Origin of the sequence: Mesorhizobium sp. M0293 (genome assembly GCF_040321735.1) — a bacterium.
In the GTDB taxonomy this organism is placed as follows: Bacteria; Pseudomonadota; Alphaproteobacteria; order Rhizobiales; family Rhizobiaceae; genus Mesorhizobium.
Map to the genome: position 1 here is coordinate 1 of NZ_JAMYSA010000008.1, position 15,231 is coordinate 15,231.

Sequence of the window (15,231 nt, forward strand, 5' to 3'; positions counted from 1 at the left end):
CCGGCCGAACCGGTCCGGCGCTACGAGCGCGAGCACCCCGGCGAGATGATCCACATCGACATCAAGAAGCTCGGCCGCTTCAGCCAGGTCGGCCATCGCATCACCGGCGATCCGCAAAAGGGCAAGTCGCGCGGCGCCGGCTGGGAGTTCGTCCATGTCTGCATCGACGACGCCTCGCGCATTGCCTTCTCGCAGATACTGCCCGACGAGAAAAAAGAAAGCGCCATCGCCTTCCTCAAGGCGGCGGTTGCCTACTACGCCAGCCTCGGCGTCGCGATCGCCCGCGTCATGACCGACAACGGCTCCTGCTACAGGTCGAAGGTCTTCGCCAAGGCCTGCCGCGATCTCGGCCTCAAGCACGTCACGACAAGGCCCTATACGCCCAAGACCAACGGCAAGGCCGAGCGCTTCATCCAGACCGCGCTCAGGGAGTGGGCCTACGCCATTGCCTACCCGACATCCGACCACCGCGCCGCCGAACTGCCGGTCTGGCTGCACCGATATAATTGGCATCGCCCCCACGGCAGCCTAAAGTCAAAACCGCCCATCAGTCGCCTCGCCTTAACCGACGACAACCTGTTGAGGCTCCACACCTAAGCGACTCAATGAGCTAGCTGACTTCGACCTCCGGAAAGCCTTGTCTCTAGTTGGTCTTTGTCGTCGCCTGCTTGCCCATCGCCTTGAGGTCGGCGGCTTCGCCTTCCTTGGATTTTTCCGGGACCTTGAACACCTGTCCCGGCCAGATGCGATCAGGATCGCTGATCTGATCCTGGTTGGCGAGGTAGATGGTCGAATAGCGCACGCCATGACCGTAAACACGCCGCGAAATCCGCCACAGCGTGTCGTTGCGGTGGATGATGACGGCGCCATCGGCATGTTCGAGTTTGGGCGCCACGGTCTCGGGCACATCGCTCGGCGGCGTGGTCTCCGCCACAATGGCCGGGGCTTCGGCGGCGGGAGCAGGCGTCGTGGCCGGTGCCGTTTCGGCCGGTGCGGCGGCAACGGCTGGCGCCTCGGCGGCTGGCGCTGCAGGAGTTGCGGGCGCTTCGGCGGCAGCGGGAGCCGCAGGCTTCGGGTCCGAGGGTTTTGCCTCGGCGGGCTTGGGCTCTGCGGGCGCCACGGCGGCGATCGATTCACCCGGCTCGCGCTCGAATGGCACGGCGGCGCGTGCCACCACTTTCACGCCGTCGGCATCGAGACCGTCGACATGGATGGTATAGCTGCCGACCGGAATGTCGCGCGTCGCCTCGACGAGGAAATGGCCGTTCGGCGACGTCTGAGCGTCACCGAGCAGAATATCATTGGCATAGGCGCGCACCTTGCGGCCCGGATCTGAGAGGCCGGCAACAAATATCTTGTTGCCGTCGATCTCCACTGCCTCGACGACGATCTTGGGTTCGGACACGTCTGGCGCAGCCGCCGATGGGGCTGCCGGAGCAGGTGACGCTTCAGCCACGGCCGGCGCCGGAGCCGCCGGCGCGGCTGGTGCCGAAGCAGTTGCGGGCGCTTCCGCCGCGGGAGCCGCCGGCGCGGCGGCCTGGTCGCCGGCAGCCGGGGCGGCCGGCTTAGCCTCGGGCGCGGGAACGGTGAGCAGTTCGGCCGGCTTGCCGGGCTCCTCGACCATCGCCAGCACCTGGCCAGCCGCATCCTTGGGAACCGAGACCACAGCGGTCTGCACCGACGGCGTCACGACACCGCCGGTGGTCGCGCGCAGGGCAATCGTATAGTCGCCAGGCTTCAACGGATCGTCGAGCACGATGACAAAGGCGCCGTCGGGACCGGCGACCGTCGAACCGAGCACGGGCGCGCCGTTGAGGATCTCGACCTTCGCGTTGGGCGCTGCGTTGCCGGCAATCACAATGGAGCCATTGCTCTCGACTCGCACGACATCGAAGGACGGTGCGATCGGACCGGCCGCAGCCGGCGCTGCCGGAACCGCTGCACCCGTTGCCGGTGCGGCCGGCGCCGTTGTCTGGGGCACCGCGGCAGGCGCGGCCGGCACAGCCGCTGGCGGCAGCCGCGCTTCCGTGCCGGGATCAGCCGGTTTCGGCGCCGCGGGCGGCGTCAAGGCCGCCACTTGCGGCGGCGGTGTCGGATTAAGATACGGGTCGAGCGCACCCGATACATAGGCGGTCCCCGCGGCCGCAACGGTCCCACCCGCCACGAACAGGAACGCCTTCAATGGATTAATCACCATATTTCTCTACCCCTTAGCCACCTAACGCCGGTCTAGCCTGTTTTGCCCATGTCGACAAGAAAGAGGGACCGACAAGAAAAAGCCCGAGCTTGTTGACCCTTGGGGCTTGACCGCGCTTTCAGACCCAATCACCAATCATCAGCATGAACACGATTCGATCCGTTTGCGTCTATTGCGGCTCGTCTCCGGGCCGCGATGAAATTTATATCAAGGCCGGGCACCTGCTCGGGCGCTCGATCGCCAAAGCGGGCCTGCGGCTAATCTATGGCGGCGGCACCAAAGGCATCATGGGCGCCGTCGCCGAAGGCGTCCTGCGCGCCGGCGGCAAGGTGACGGGCATCATTCCGCGCTTCCTGATCAACAAGGAGGCGACGGAAACCGCGCTTGATCGGCTCGACGAACTCGTGATCACCGACAACATGCATGAGCGTAAACACAAGATGTTCGAGAAATCCGACGCCTTTGTGGCGCTGCCGGGCGGCATCGGCACGGTCGAGGAGATTGTCGAGGTCATGACCTGGGCGCAGCTTGGACATCACCGCAAGCCGATCGTCTTCGGCAATGTAGGAGGATTCTGGGACCCGATGCTGGCGTTGCTCGATCACATGGCCGCCGAGGGCTTCATCCACACCGCGCAGCGAGTCAGGCCGCTGGTTGTCGACGACCCCGAAGCAATCGTCGCCGCCATCATGGTGGCTGGGTCCTCCGTCGACGCCCCGACCGAGGGCGTGCAGTCGGTGATAGACAAGATGTGAGGCAGTAGAGAATAGGCAGTGTGAATGCCGGGGGACGGCAATCCTACTGCCTACTGCCCAGGGCAACGAACTCGGGTTAACGGGTTCCTTCGGAGCCTTCGCCTGCGCATTGGCTGAGGGAGCATCAAACGAAAAACCCGCCTGTGCGGCGGGTCACTGGCGCAAATCAGCACCATGGATGAATATATACCATAGCTGAGGGCACGGAATCAAGAAAAAATTCCTATTACCGGCACAAAAGCCGGTGCGGAGCCCTATCCTACTGCCTACTGCCTACTGCCTACTGCCTACTGCCTGCAGCTGCCTGCCGCAGATCAGCGATCACCGCGCGGCGGTCGTGACGCCGCCAGGCAAGATAGATGGAAACCGTGCGCTCGAACCATGGCAGGTCGCGAAACACGATCCGCGACGGTGCGGCGGCACGCAGGCTGGCCTGCACCGTCGCCAGGCCGAGACCGGCGCTGACCAGACCGAGCGAGGTCAGCGGGTCCGCCGTCTCATAGGCGATGTCGGGCAGAAAGCCGGCTTTGGCGCAGGCGGCAAGGAATTGCCCGCGATTGGTGTCGTCGGGCTGGCGCACGACCGTGATCCAGATGCGGCCGTCGAGGTGATGCGGCCCGATCTCTGATATTTGGACAAGCGGATCATCTTCGGGGATCGCCAGCACCAGCGGCTCATGCCGCAGCGCGATGGCGGCGATATCCGGGTCATCGTCGGTTGGCTGCGAATAGACAAAGCCCAGATCGAGCACCCGCTGGCGCAGCCCCTCCAGCTGCGCCGCCGAACGCAGGCTTCTCAGTTGCAGGTGAAAGTCCGGCCGGTCGCGGCGGAACTGGCGCAGCATGCCTGCGACAAGCCCGGCATGCACAGCCCCTTCGACATAGCCGATGGCGAGCCGGCCGACTGCGCCGCTGGCCAGGTTGCGGCCGAACTCCTCCAGGCGTCGCGCGTTGGACAGCAGCGAGCGGGCCTCGGTGAGGAAGGCGCGACCCTCGGCGTTGAGATGGACCCGTTGCTTCGACCTTTCAAAGAGGGAGACGCCGAGTTGCTTCTCGAGCTGCATGATCTGCCGGCTGAGTGGCGACTGCGAGATATGCAGCATTTCGGCGGCGCGCCCGACATTGCCGGTTTCGGCGACGGTGACGAAATAGCGGAGTTGGCGTAGGTCGAACATCTTTGCTCTCCGAGTCTCAAGTCCTTTTCGATCTTAACTTTAGCCTAACCAGTCTTGGACAGTCTGACCAGCGGAGGTGATACTCGGCCATCCCAACCAAAGGAGACCGCCATGCAGTTCTTTGCCCTTCTCACCCGCAACACCGCTGAGTTTGCCGATGCCGATTTCGCCCCACTTCTGCCCAGCGAGGCCGAACAGCGGCGCACGCTCTACGCCGAAGGCGCGGTCCGCCAGGTTTGGAACCGAGGCGACATCCCGGGCAGCGGCATGATGTTCGAAGCCGGCAGCGACGCCGACGTGCGCGGTCATCTCGCCACCTTGCCGCTGGTGAAGGCAGGGATGATGGACATCGCTGCCATCGTGCCGCTTAACCCTTACCCTGGGTTCGGCCCGAAGCGTTGAGAGGGCGCAATCCGGTGGCGGCGAAGGCGTCACCACCGGATTGACGTGGGTGATCGACAGACTCTGATCGGCCGTCAAGAAACCGTCACACGAAACCGGGTTCGCCCGTGCTAGACATCAAGGGTCAGGCGGCCGCCATGCGGTGCCATGTTCGAAACCTGCATCTGGCACCGCGCCCATGGATATCGCTCTCGCCCCGGAAGGCACCGACCTGTCGCCTTACATGCCCGATGAGCACGGGTTGTTCTTCATCTATCACTTCACCGCAGAGGGCGTGCGAACCAGGGACGCAGCCGCCGCGCACTGGACATGGCGCAGCTATCAGATCACCGACTTGCACGCACGCCAGGAGATCGGCGCCGAAAGGGCTTTGCCGGGGCCGGTGCGCGACGCCTTCCTTGCCCCGAGCCATGGTTGCCACATCGACTTCGAGGATGGCTGGCTCTATGGCGATCTGCCGGATCTCAGGCACGACTTTTCGGAGGCGCGCGGACTCGTCCATTTCCGCTTCGCCTTCAACGACACGATGCTGATCGGCGCTCGCAAGCAGCCGCTGGAATCGATCGACGCCGTCCGCAAGGCGGTGGAAAATGGATCGCGGAAATTCCGCTCGCCGGCGGAACTGATCGAGGCGGTCACGGGCCAGTCGCTCGACGGCATGTCGGCCGAGCTCCGCAAGCTGGGCGACACGCTCGACGGCATCGAGGACCGTGTCGTGCGCGATGCATGGCACAATGAACGACAAGCGCTGGTCGAGGCGCGCCGACAATTGGTGGTGATCCATCGGCAGATGGCGACGATCACCAATCTGTTCCGGCATCTCGATCATTCGCATCGCAACGAGCTGCCTGACCCGATCAACGACATGGCGGTCAGGCTCTCGCAACGGGCGCATACGCTCTATCATGACGGCGAGCAGTTGCAGGCGCGCACAAGGCTGTTGCAGGACGAGCTGATGGCCAAGCTGACCATGCAGTCGAACCAGCTCCTCTATGTCCTCTCTGTCATGACAGCGGTGCTGTTGCCGATGACCATCATCTCGGGCCTGTTCGGCATGAATGTCGGCGGGCTGCCGCTGGTCGACACGCCCATGGGCTTCTGGGTGGTAACCGCGGTATCGGCTATTATCGCCGCGGCTACCTATCTGTTCGTCCGACGGCTCGGCCGGGGGATGTAACGTCAGTGCCTTTCACGCCGAAGCGCGAAAATCCTCGAGGACGGTGCCGGCGGCGGCGACTTCCGCTTCGTGGTCGGGCTCGCGCCAGGTCTCGGCAAGGCCCGCCGCATACCATTCGCGCATCGCCGGCAGAGCAAGCAATTGCGCCGGATAGGCGGTGGCGGCCCCTCCGAAAACGAGCCCGTAGGACTGTGCTCGAAACGCCACTGGGGCAAAGAAGGCGTCGACGGCGGTGAAATGAGGGCCGGCGAGAAACGGTCCGCCGAAACGGGCAAGACCATCGTTCCAGAGATCGCCGAGGCGAAAGAGATCCTGCTTCAGCGCATCGGACATCGGAAACGGCTTCACGCGCAGGCCGCAACTCATTGGGCATGAACCGCGCAGTGCGGTGAAGCTCGAATGCATCTCGGCGGCGGCCGAGCGTGCCCAGGCGCGTGCCTTTGCCTCGACGGGCCAAACGCCATGGTGGCGCTCCGCCAGATATTCGGCGATGGCGAGCGAGTCCCAGACCGCCCAACCGTCGTCGATCAGGCACGGCACCCGGCCGCTGGGCGAGAACGACCGGTAGAGTTCCCAGCTCGATCCGGTCGGGAATGGCGTCAGTTGCTCCTCAAATGGGATATCCAGCTCTCGCATCAGCACCCAGGGCCGCAGCGACCATGAGGAATAGTTCTTGTTGGCGATGTGCAACAGGTACATCGAAACTCCTTACCGGGCAGAAGCCTTGCGCGCTGTCGTCAGCATCGACCAGGAATAGACCGCCAGTGCCGCCCAGATCAGCGCGAACGCAACCGCCTGAGTGGTGCCGAAAGGCTCGTTGAAAATCAGCACGGCGATCAGGAAAACCATGGTCGGCGCGATATATTGCATGATGCCGATGGTGGAGAGGCGCAACAGCTTGGCGCCGAAGGCGAACAACAGCAGCGGTACCGATGTGATCGGACCGCAGCCGATCAGCAACGCCGTATCGGCACCGCTGCTGGATACGATGTGGTCCTGTCCGGTCGCGATCAAGTAGATGATGTAGCCAAGGGCCGGCACCGACAGCAGGAGAACTTCGAGCAAAAAGCCCTGACTCGGGCCGATCGGCAACGTCTTGCGGAAGAAGCCGTAGGCGGCGAAGGAAAACGCCAGCGCCAGCGACACCCAAGGCAGCTTGCCGCCCTCTATGGTCAGCACGGCGACGGCGACCGCCGCCAGCACCACGGCTGCGATCTGCAGACGATCGAGCCGCTCGCCCAGCAACAGCGCGCCGACGACGACGCTGACCAGCGGGTTGATGTAATAGCCGAGCGCGGTCTCGACGGTGCGGTCGACGGCGATCGCCCAGACATAGATACCCCAATTGACCGAGATCAGCGCCGCCGTCAGCGCGGCCATGGCGATGGTGCGGGGTGAGCGCAGTGCCGCCTTGAAGTCGGTTGTGCGGCCGGCCCAGACCAGAACGGCGGCGGCGATCGGCACCGACCAGACGATGCGGTGGGCAATGACTTCGGCGAGCGGCAGATGCGCCACGGCCTTCATGTAGAAGGGCAGCATTCCCCACAGCAAATAAGCGCCCAGTGCAAGCAGGAATCCGCGACGGGCCTTGGAATCAGCGTCCAGGGTAATTGCTTCAGTGGCCATGGCCCAAGGCTATGGCCCAGCCATCTTGCCAAGACCATCGCAAAGTTCTGATGGATCAATGGACTTTCGCTGATGGTTCAACCCTACTCGGCCGCCACCAGTCCCGCCATTTCGCGGTTCTTCATCAGCTTGTAGACGATCGAATCCATCAGCGCCTGGAACGAGGCGTCGATGATGTTTTCGGAAACGCCGACCGTCCACCAGCGCGCGCCGGTGCCGTCATGCGATTCGATCAGAACGCGGGTGATCGCCTCGGTGCCGCCATTGAGGATACGCACCTTGAAGTCGGCAAGCTCCATGTCGGCGATCTCGCCCTGGAATTTGCCGAGATCCTTGCGCAGCGCGATGTCGAGTGCGTTGACCGGGCCATGCCCCTCGGCCACCGACATCTTCTCCTCGCCGTCGACCAGCACTTTGACGATCGCTTCGGAGACCGTCTTCAACTGGCCGTTGGCGTCGAAGCGGCGCTCGACCATGCAGCGGAACGAGGTGACGTTGAAGAATTCCGGCAGGCCGTGCAGCATCTTGCGCGCCAGAAGCTCGAAGCTGGCGTCGGCGCCCTCATAGGCATAGCCCTCGGCCTCGCGTTCCTTGACTACCGATATCAGCGCGTCGAGCCGGTGATCGTCCTTCGGCACGGCGATGCCGCGCCGCTTCAGTTCGGCGAGGAAATTGGCCTTGCCGCCCTGGTCCGAAACCATGACGCGGCGGCGGTTGCCGACCGTTTCCGGAGGCACATGCTCATAGGTCGCCGGCTCCTTGGCCAGCGCCGAAGCATGGATGCCAGCCTTGGTCGCGAAGGCGGAAGCGCCGACATAGGGCGCCTGCGCTTCCGGCGCGCGGTTCAAGAGTTCGTCAAAGGCGCGCGACAGGCGCGAAATGCCGGTCAGCGCTTCAGTCGAAATGCCCGTCTCAAAACGGTCGGCGAAGGCCGGCTTCAGCGCCAGCGTCGGCACGATCGAGATGAGATTGGCGTTGCCGCAGCGCTCGCCGATGCCGTTGAGCGTGCCCTGGATCTGGCGCACGCCGGCCTCGACCGCAGCCAGCGAATTGGCCACGGCCTGGCCAGTGTCGTCATGGGCATGGATGCCGAGATGATCGCCTGACATACCGAAGGCGATGACGCTCTCGACAATGGCGCGGACTTCCGACGGCTGCGTGCCGCCATTGGTGTCGCACAGCACCACCCAGCGCGCGCCGGCATCATAAGCGGTCCTGGCACAGGCCAGCGCATAGTCGGGGTTGGCCTTGAAGCCGTCGAAGAAATGCTCGCAGTCGACCAGCGCCTCCTTGCCGGTGGCAATCGCCGCCTCGACGGAGGCCTTGATGGCGTCGAGGTTCTCCTCGTTGGTGCAGCCGAGCGCGACACGGACATGATAGTCCCAGCTCTTGGCAACGAAGCAGATGGCATCCGACTTCGATTGCACCAGTGACGCAAGGCCGGGATCGTTGGACGCCGACACCCCTGCCCGCTTGGTCATGCCGAAGGCGACGAATTTGGCCCGCGCCGTCCGTTTCTCCTGGAAGAAGGCGGTGTCGGTCGGGTTGGCGCCGGGATAGCCGCCCTCGACATAGTCGAGGCCGAAGGTGTCAAGCAGTTTGGCGATGGCGATCTTATCCTCGACGGAAAAGTCAATGCCCGGCGTCTGCTGGCCATCGCGCAAGGTGGTGTCGAAGAGGAACAGTCTTTCCTTTTTCATGACAGCAAGGTGCTTGAGCACCCCCCTCTGGCCTGCCGGCCATCTCCCCCGCAAAGGGGGAGATCGGCAGCTTTGACGACAGCGCTGGTCCTGCAATGTCGGCGATTGGCGAAAGCGAAGGCGACATCCAATCTCCCCCCTTGCGGGGGAGATGTCCGGCAGGACAGAGGGGGGTGTGAAGGATCGCCGTGCATCGCCTATATCTTCCCTGCAAACCGATCCGTCGCCCGGATCAGTTGATCCAGAATGCCTGGCTCCGAATACGCATGACCGGCGCCCTCGATCAGGTGGAAATCCGCCTTCGGCCAGGCCTTGTGCAGCGCCCAGGCATAGCGCGCCGGGCACGGCATGTCGTAGCGGCCGTGGACGATGGTGCCGGGGATATCCGCAAGCTTGTGTGCGTCGCGCAGCAGTTGCCCTTCCTCCAGCCAGCCGGCATGGACGAAATAGTGGTTTTCGATGCGGGCGAAGGCGACGGCATAGTCGTCCTGCCCAAACGGTCCGCTGGTCTCCGGCTCCGGCAACAGTGTGATGGTCTCGCCTTCCCACAGGCTCCAGGCGCGGGCCGCCTCGATCTGCGCCTTGCGATCGCTGCCGACCAGCCGCTTGCGGTAGGCGGCCATCATGTCGCCGCGCTCGGCCTCAGGGATCGGCGCCAGGAACCGCTCCCATTTGTCCGGGAACATTTCGGAGACGCCGAACTGGTAATACCATTCGAGTTCGGCGCGCGTCAGCGTGTAGATGCCGCGCACCACCAGTTCACTGACGCGTTCGGGGTGCGTTTCGGCATAGGCAAGCGCAAGCGTGGAGCCCCAGGAGCCGCCGAATACCAGCCATTTGTCGAAGCCGGCCATCTCGCGCAGCCGTTCGATGTCGGCGACCAGATGCCAGGTGGTGTTGGCTTCGAGCGAGGCATTGGGGGTCGATTTTCCGCAGCCGCGCTGGTCGAACAGGATGACATCGTAGAGCTTCGGGTCGAACAGCCGCCTGTGTTTCGGCGAGATGGTACCGCCCGGCCCGCCATGCAGGAACACCGCCGGCTTGGCGCCCTTGGTGCCGGAACGCTCCCAGTAGACCTGATGGCCGTCGCCGACATCGAGCACGCCGGAATCGAACGCTTCGATTTCTGGATAAAGAGTACGCAATTGACTGCTCATAGCTGCAAACCTTTGGTCGGCCAGTCCGCTGTTTCATGGTCGGGGTGCTGGAAGGAGATGATGGATTCCTGCCGGGCGTAATAGTCGGGATCCTGGTGGACGGGCTGATCGAAGATCGTCTCCACCCAGGGCAGCCGCGCGGCGTAGTTGACCTGGATCTGCGGTGCCAGATCCGAACGGTCGTCGAAGGCGCCGATGGCGATCTCAAGTCCGCCTGGCTGCCGATAGGTCAGCGGCGTCCCGCAGCGGGCGCAGAAACCACGATCGATGTTGACCGACGACTGGAAATAGCTCGGCTCTTCATGGGTCCATTCGACGCCATCCTTGGGTACCGTGACCAGCGCGCCGAAGAACGAGCCGAATTGCTTCTGGCACATGCGGCAATGGCAGATGGACGGACGGCCGAGCGCCCCATGAATGCGGAAACGGACGGCGCCGCATTGGCAGCCACCAGTTCTTACCTGATCGGTCATGGCTTTTCCTTTGGCGGCCATTGTTCGGTGTCGTGGTCGGGATGCTGGTAGGAGACGAGATCGGCCAGATAGGGGGCCGAAGACATATCGGCCATCGTCTCCTCGCCCGGCAATTGCGGAATGGTGTCGACATAGGGCAGCTTTGCCTCGGTGCCCCACTGAATCAGCGGCACGATCTCCGCCGGATTGTCGAACGCACCGATGGCGAGGCCGACGCCATCCGGCGCGGTGAAGGTCAGCGGCGTACCGCAATCGGCACAAAAACCACGATCGACATGGTTGGACGAGCGAAAATATTTCGGCTCACCACGAGTCCAGTCGAGCTTCGCGCCGCGCACCGAAACCAGCGGCGCGTAGAACGAGCCGAACGCCTTCTGGCACATGCGGCAATGGCAGATCGAAGCGTCTCCCAACGCGCCTTCGACGCGAAAGCGCACCGCGCCGCATTGGCAGCCGCCGGTGTAGATCGGCCGGTTGTCGAGGCTCATCGCCGCTCACTCCGGGGCATGGCAGACGGCTTCGACATTGTTGCCGTCGGGATCGAAGACGAAAGCGCCGTAATAGTTCGGATGATAGTGCGGGCGCAGCCCTGGCCCGCCATTGTCCTTGCCGCCGGCGGCAAGGGCCGCGGCATGGAAGGCATCGACCTCGGCGCGGCTGCGCGCGGTGAAGGCGACGTGCTGGTGATCCTTGGGCTTGTCCTTGCCGGCACTCAGCCAGAACACCGGCCGGTCGCGGCCATAGCCACCGACCTTGGCGCCGCCGGTGTATTCCAGCGGCACCATGTAGAGGAGCGCGGCACCCAACGGCGCCATTGCCTTGTCATAGAACGCCTTCGAAGCGTCGAAATCGGCAACGGTGATACCGAGATGGTCGATCATTGAACGGACTCCCTTACTGGTTCGCTCGCCGGCATTTCGAGGCCGACCAGGCCGGCCTCGATCACGACGTGCTGGCAGGCATTGTCGATATCGCGAATGACGTCGTCGTTCCAGAAGCGCAGGATGGTCCAGCCACTGCTCTTCAAATATGCGCTGCGTTCTGCATCGCGCACGACGTGCTCAGCGTCTGCGTGCTGGCTACCATCAACCTCAATAATCAGCTTTTTTTCCGAGCAGGCAAAATCAACGATATAAGGGCCGATTGGCACCTGCCGGCGGAAGCTTATGCCCACTAGCCGATGCGCGCGAAGCTCGTTCCAGAGCTTCAGCTCGGCGTCGGTCATCACACGACGCATGGATTTTGCGTTCTTGCGCTGGCGTGATGGGACGAGGTCGTGACCCATCAGGCACCTTCGTACGAGAAGGCTGCTAAACGTTGCAGAACAGGTCTACTCGGCGGAGCTGCCAATCTCCCCACTTGCGGGGGAGATGTCCGGCAGGACAGAGGAGGGTGCTGTCCCGCCGACCTATTAACTGGAGACCGCTGCCTTCTCGAGAAACGGTCGAAACGAGGGTAAGCAATCAGAAACGATGGCGTTCCTTCACACCCCCCTCTGTCCTGCCGGACATCTCCCCCGCAAGGGGGGAGATTGGCCGTCGCCAGCGTCTCCGCCAACCTTGCAAAAGTGTTTCGCACCACCTTCACCGCTTCACCTCCCAAGTGGTGATGCGTTCGCCTGTGACCGGGTCCTTGCCGTCCTTCAACTGTATACCTTGTGCCAGCAGTTCGTCGCGGATGCGGTCGGCCTCGGCCCAGTTCTTAGCGGCGATGAATGCGAGGCGCTTGGCGATGGCCTTTGCGACGCGGTCTTCGTCAACCTTGGCCGACGCGACATCGAAGCCGAGGAACACCAGCGACGCCTTCAGCGACGCAGCGGCATCGTTGCCGTCCGCTGCCTCGCCGGCCAACTGCGTCAAAACCTGGAAGGCGGCATAGGTGGCGAGATCGTCCGACAAGGCATCGATGACCTCCACTGGCAACTGCCCTGCCGCCGACGGCGCGAGGTCCGCCCCCCGCTTCCATTTGCGCAGCGTGTTCTCAGCCTCTTCCAGCTTGCGCACGGAAAAGTCGATCGGCTCGCGATAGTGCGTCATCAGCATCGCCAGCCGCAGCACCTCGCCCGGCCATTTGCGGCCGCCAAAGGTCTCGGTCTCCAGCAACTCGTTGATCGAATAGAAATTGCCGAGGCTCTTCGACATTTTCTGGCCTTCGACCTGCAGGAAGCCATTGTGCATCCAGATGTTGGCCATGACGTCGGTGCCGTGGGCGCAGCGCGACTGGGCGATCTCGTTTTCATGATGCGGGAAGATCAGGTCGAGGCCGCCGCCATGGATGTCGAAGACCTCGCCGAGATAGGCCGCCGACATTGCCGAGCATTCGATGTGCCAGCCCGGCCGGCCCCTGCCCCATGGCGAATTCCAGCCCGGCTCCTCCGGTGACGACAGCTTCCAGAGGACAAAATCGCCGGGATTTTTCTTGTGCGCGTCGACGGCGACGCGAGCGCCGGCCTGCTGCTCGTCGAGATTGCGCTTCGACAGTTGGCCGTAGTCAGGCATCGACGCCGTGTCGAACAGGACTTCGCCTGCCGCAACATAGGCATGGCCGCGTTCGATCAGGCTTTGAATCAAGGTGATCATGTCGACCTTGCCGTCGGCGCGAGGTTCGACGAATTCGGTGGCGCGCGGCTCGACCGTCGGCTCCAGGCAGCCGAGAACCGCCACATCCTTGTGGAACTGATCGGCGGTCTTTTCGGTGACCCGCCGGATCGCTTCGTTGAGCGAAAGCGTGCCTGAAGCGATCTCGCCGCCGAAATCCCGCAAGGCGCGCGCGTTGATCTTGTCGTCGACGTCGGTGATGTTGCGCACATAGGTGACGTGCGTCTGCCCATAGACATGACGTAGCAAGCGGAACAGCACGTCGAAGACGATCACCGGCCTGGCATTGCCGATATGGGCAAAGTCATAGACGGTCGGGCCGCAGACATACATGCGCACGTTGTGCGCATCGATCGGGACGAAATCCTCTTTCATCCGCGTCAGCGTGTTGTAGAGGCGCAGGCCCTGCGATGCGTCAGACATTCGTGCCTTCCCGATCTGTTGTGTTCAGGAGTCCGCCTAGCGCCGAGGCGCAAACCGGATTCCAGCCTGCTGGCCGGGGCGTTTGTCCAATCTGGGGAAAGATGAGGCGAAAACGTCCGGACCAGCGCGAGGCTAGCCAATAATGCAAATGCCACAAATGGCGAAAAACGTTTTCATAGGCGGCTTTATCGCCTTGGCTTGTGTTGCCGTCAAGTCGCTAGTTTCGGCAAAAACGTCGCCGGATCACAGGTAATGATGCACTGAAACATTTTATTAAACATGTCGGCACAGTCATGAAACATTCGTCGGCTAGATCAGCAGGCGTCACGATTTGGTCAGAATCGGCCATCAAACGCAGACACGGAAATGTTACCTGGGAAGAGAGACATGCCCCGAACGAAGCAGGAATCCAACCGCGCCAAGCAACCAGCGCTGGCCAACCACTACCGCGCAATCGGCCCGGCCGCGATCGTCGCCGCCCTTCTCCATACCGCGAAGAAGAAGAAGCCGGCACAGAAGATCGTATCGCCCCGCGCTGCCTGAAAGCGGTGTGCGGCCTGGCGCCAAGGCGCCGGAAATGAAGGCGCCAATGCGCACCTTGAAGCAATAGCTTCGGTCCTTTGTTTGAGCATGATCTTTCCCGAAAACCGGGGCCACTTTCAGGATCATGCTCTAAAACAGCGTCATCTGACTGTCGTCCGCGCCGGGCTTCCGGCGCTTGACCTTCTCGGGCTCCGGCCCGATCTCGCCCCGCTCCTGAATCTCCGGTCCGGTGTTGGCGACCTTGTTGACGAGGTCGGAGATGGGAATTGCCTCGAAGAAATCGAGCTGTGCCGGCCGCAACAGATCGGCCACATCGCGCGGCTCGAGCGTGCGGCAATCCAGCCAGCGGGCGAAATCCCTGGGATCGATCACGACCGGCATGCGGTCGTGGATATGCGCGATATCGGCATTGGCGTTGACTGTCAGTATGGCACCGGTGTCCATCTCCGAACCGCCCGGCTCGGCATAGGTCTCGATCAGGCCGGCAAAGGCGACCAACCCGCCGTGCCTTGGGCGTATCCAGTAGGGCTGCCCCTTCTTGCCACCGGTTTGCCGCCACTCGTAAAAGCCTGACGCCGGCACCAGCGCGCGGCGATGGCGCATGGCGGCTTTGAACGAGGCCTTTTCGGCAGCGCCCTCAGAGCGCGCGTTGAACAGCAGTGGAAACTCCCTGGTGTCTTTGACCCAGGTCGGGATCAGCCCCCAGCGCACCAGCATCGGCTGCCGGTCCGGCAGATTCGAGCCCGGCGCCCGCGGAGCGGCGGCGATCGCCATCAGGACCGGCTGCGTCGGCGCGATGTTGTAGCGCGCTGGAAAATCCTCCAGTTCGGCCAAGCCTAGCAAGGCGGCGGTCTGGTCCGGCGTCGCGGTCAAGGCAAAACGTCCGCACATGGTCGATTGGTGCCCTCGAATGGTTCTGTTTGAAAGTGGCGATGGAACCGGCGTTGCGCAACCGCTAAACCTTCCGCATGCTGAGCGGTCCACAACAGACCTGCCTTCAATGCCTG

The 15,231-nt window shown here is 63.2% G+C and carries 17 protein-coding genes; 5 read left to right on the plus strand and 12 right to left on the minus strand.

Annotated features, from left to right (window positions below; genetic code table 11):
- Positions 1-597: IS481 family transposase (locus NKJ06_RS05165; RefSeq protein WP_352809286.1), on the plus strand; the 597-nt coding region annotated here is incomplete at its 5' end.
- 46 nt (positions 598-643) lie between these two features.
- Here NKJ06_RS05165 and NKJ06_RS05170 read toward each other — a convergent pair.
- Positions 644-2,197: a LysM peptidoglycan-binding domain-containing protein gene (locus NKJ06_RS05170; RefSeq protein WP_352809287.1), complete on the minus strand. Its 1,554-nt coding sequence runs from the start codon at positions 2,195-2,197 to the stop codon at positions 644-646.
- 143 nt (positions 2,198-2,340) lie between these two features.
- On the opposite strand from NKJ06_RS05170, the gene NKJ06_RS05175 reads away from it, so the two are divergent.
- Positions 2,341-2,952 carry an LOG family protein gene (locus NKJ06_RS05175; protein ID WP_352809288.1) on the plus strand — a complete coding sequence of 204 codons (612 nt, stop codon included), beginning with the start codon at positions 2,341-2,343 and terminating at the stop codon, positions 2,950-2,952.
- A 280-nt stretch (positions 2,953-3,232) separates the two neighbouring features.
- On the opposite strand, the gene NKJ06_RS05180 is transcribed toward NKJ06_RS05175, so the two are convergent.
- Entirely contained in the window at positions 3,233-4,126 is an 894-nt protein-coding gene (locus NKJ06_RS05180; protein ID WP_352809289.1) for a LysR substrate-binding domain-containing protein, read from the minus strand.
- 111 nt (positions 4,127-4,237) lie between these two features.
- Here NKJ06_RS05180 and NKJ06_RS05185 point away from each other — a divergent pair, with 111 nt between their 5' ends.
- Positions 4,238-4,528 (plus strand): hypothetical protein, encoded by a 291-nt coding sequence (locus NKJ06_RS05185; protein ID WP_352809290.1) that lies wholly within the window; start codon positions 4,238-4,240, stop codon positions 4,526-4,528.
- 178 nt (positions 4,529-4,706) lie between these two features.
- A complete protein-coding gene (locus NKJ06_RS05190; RefSeq protein WP_352809292.1) occupies positions 4,707-5,705 on the plus strand; it encodes a transporter in 999 nt (332 codons plus the stop codon).
- Between the two features lie 12 nt (positions 5,706-5,717).
- On the opposite strand, the gene NKJ06_RS05195 is transcribed toward NKJ06_RS05190, so the two are convergent.
- From NKJ06_RS05195 to cysS, 9 genes are all read right to left on the minus strand, one after another.
- Positions 5,718-6,404, minus strand: coding sequence for a glutathione S-transferase family protein (locus tag NKJ06_RS05195; RefSeq protein WP_352809293.1), 687 nt, complete (start codon positions 6,402-6,404; stop codon positions 5,718-5,720).
- A 9-nt stretch (positions 6,405-6,413) separates the two neighbouring features.
- Positions 6,414-7,331, minus strand: coding sequence for an EamA family transporter RarD (rarD, locus tag NKJ06_RS05200; protein WP_352809294.1), 918 nt, complete (start codon positions 7,329-7,331; stop codon positions 6,414-6,416).
- A gap of 83 nt (positions 7,332-7,414) precedes the next feature.
- Complete coding sequence (gene cimA / locus NKJ06_RS05205; RefSeq protein WP_352809295.1) at positions 7,415-9,031, minus strand: citramalate synthase; 1,617 nt, start codon at positions 9,029-9,031, stop codon at positions 7,415-7,417.
- A gap of 197 nt (positions 9,032-9,228) precedes the next feature.
- Complete coding sequence (pip, locus tag NKJ06_RS05210; RefSeq protein ID WP_352809296.1) at positions 9,229-10,188, minus strand: prolyl aminopeptidase; 960 nt, start codon at positions 10,186-10,188, stop codon at positions 9,229-9,231.
- Complete coding sequence (locus tag NKJ06_RS05215) at positions 10,185-10,661, minus strand: GFA family protein (protein ID WP_352626949.1); 477 nt, start codon at positions 10,659-10,661, stop codon at positions 10,185-10,187. Before NKJ06_RS05215 ends, pip begins: the two co-directional genes overlap by 4 nt.
- The gene (locus tag NKJ06_RS05220) at positions 10,658-11,149 is read right to left on the minus strand and encodes a GFA family protein (protein ID WP_352626947.1); all 492 of its coding nucleotides are present in this window, start codon (positions 11,147-11,149) and stop codon (positions 10,658-10,660) included. Before NKJ06_RS05220 ends, NKJ06_RS05215 begins: the two co-directional genes overlap by 4 nt.
- Before the next feature lie 6 nt (positions 11,150-11,155).
- Complete coding sequence (locus tag NKJ06_RS05225) at positions 11,156-11,542, minus strand: VOC family protein (RefSeq protein ID WP_352626946.1); 387 nt, start codon at positions 11,540-11,542, stop codon at positions 11,156-11,158.
- Positions 11,539-11,946 (minus strand): endonuclease domain-containing protein, encoded by a 408-nt coding sequence (locus NKJ06_RS05230; protein WP_352626944.1) that lies wholly within the window; start codon positions 11,944-11,946, stop codon positions 11,539-11,541. Before NKJ06_RS05230 ends, NKJ06_RS05225 begins: the two co-directional genes overlap by 4 nt.
- Before the next feature lie 298 nt (positions 11,947-12,244).
- Complete coding sequence (gene cysS, locus NKJ06_RS05235) at positions 12,245-13,681, minus strand: cysteine--tRNA ligase (RefSeq protein WP_352626942.1); 1,437 nt, start codon at positions 13,679-13,681, stop codon at positions 12,245-12,247.
- A gap of 387 nt (positions 13,682-14,068) precedes the next feature.
- Here cysS and NKJ06_RS05240 point away from each other — a divergent pair, with 387 nt between their 5' ends.
- Positions 14,069-14,224, plus strand: a complete 156-nt coding sequence (locus NKJ06_RS05240; protein WP_111549195.1) for a hypothetical protein — start codon at positions 14,069-14,071, stop codon at positions 14,222-14,224.
- A 129-nt stretch (positions 14,225-14,353) separates the two neighbouring features.
- Here NKJ06_RS05240 and NKJ06_RS05245 read toward each other — a convergent pair whose 3' ends face one another.
- Positions 14,354-15,115, minus strand: a complete 762-nt coding sequence (locus NKJ06_RS05245) for an SOS response-associated peptidase (RefSeq protein WP_352626939.1) — start codon at positions 15,113-15,115, stop codon at positions 14,354-14,356.
- Positions 15,116-15,231 lie beyond the last annotated feature (116 nt).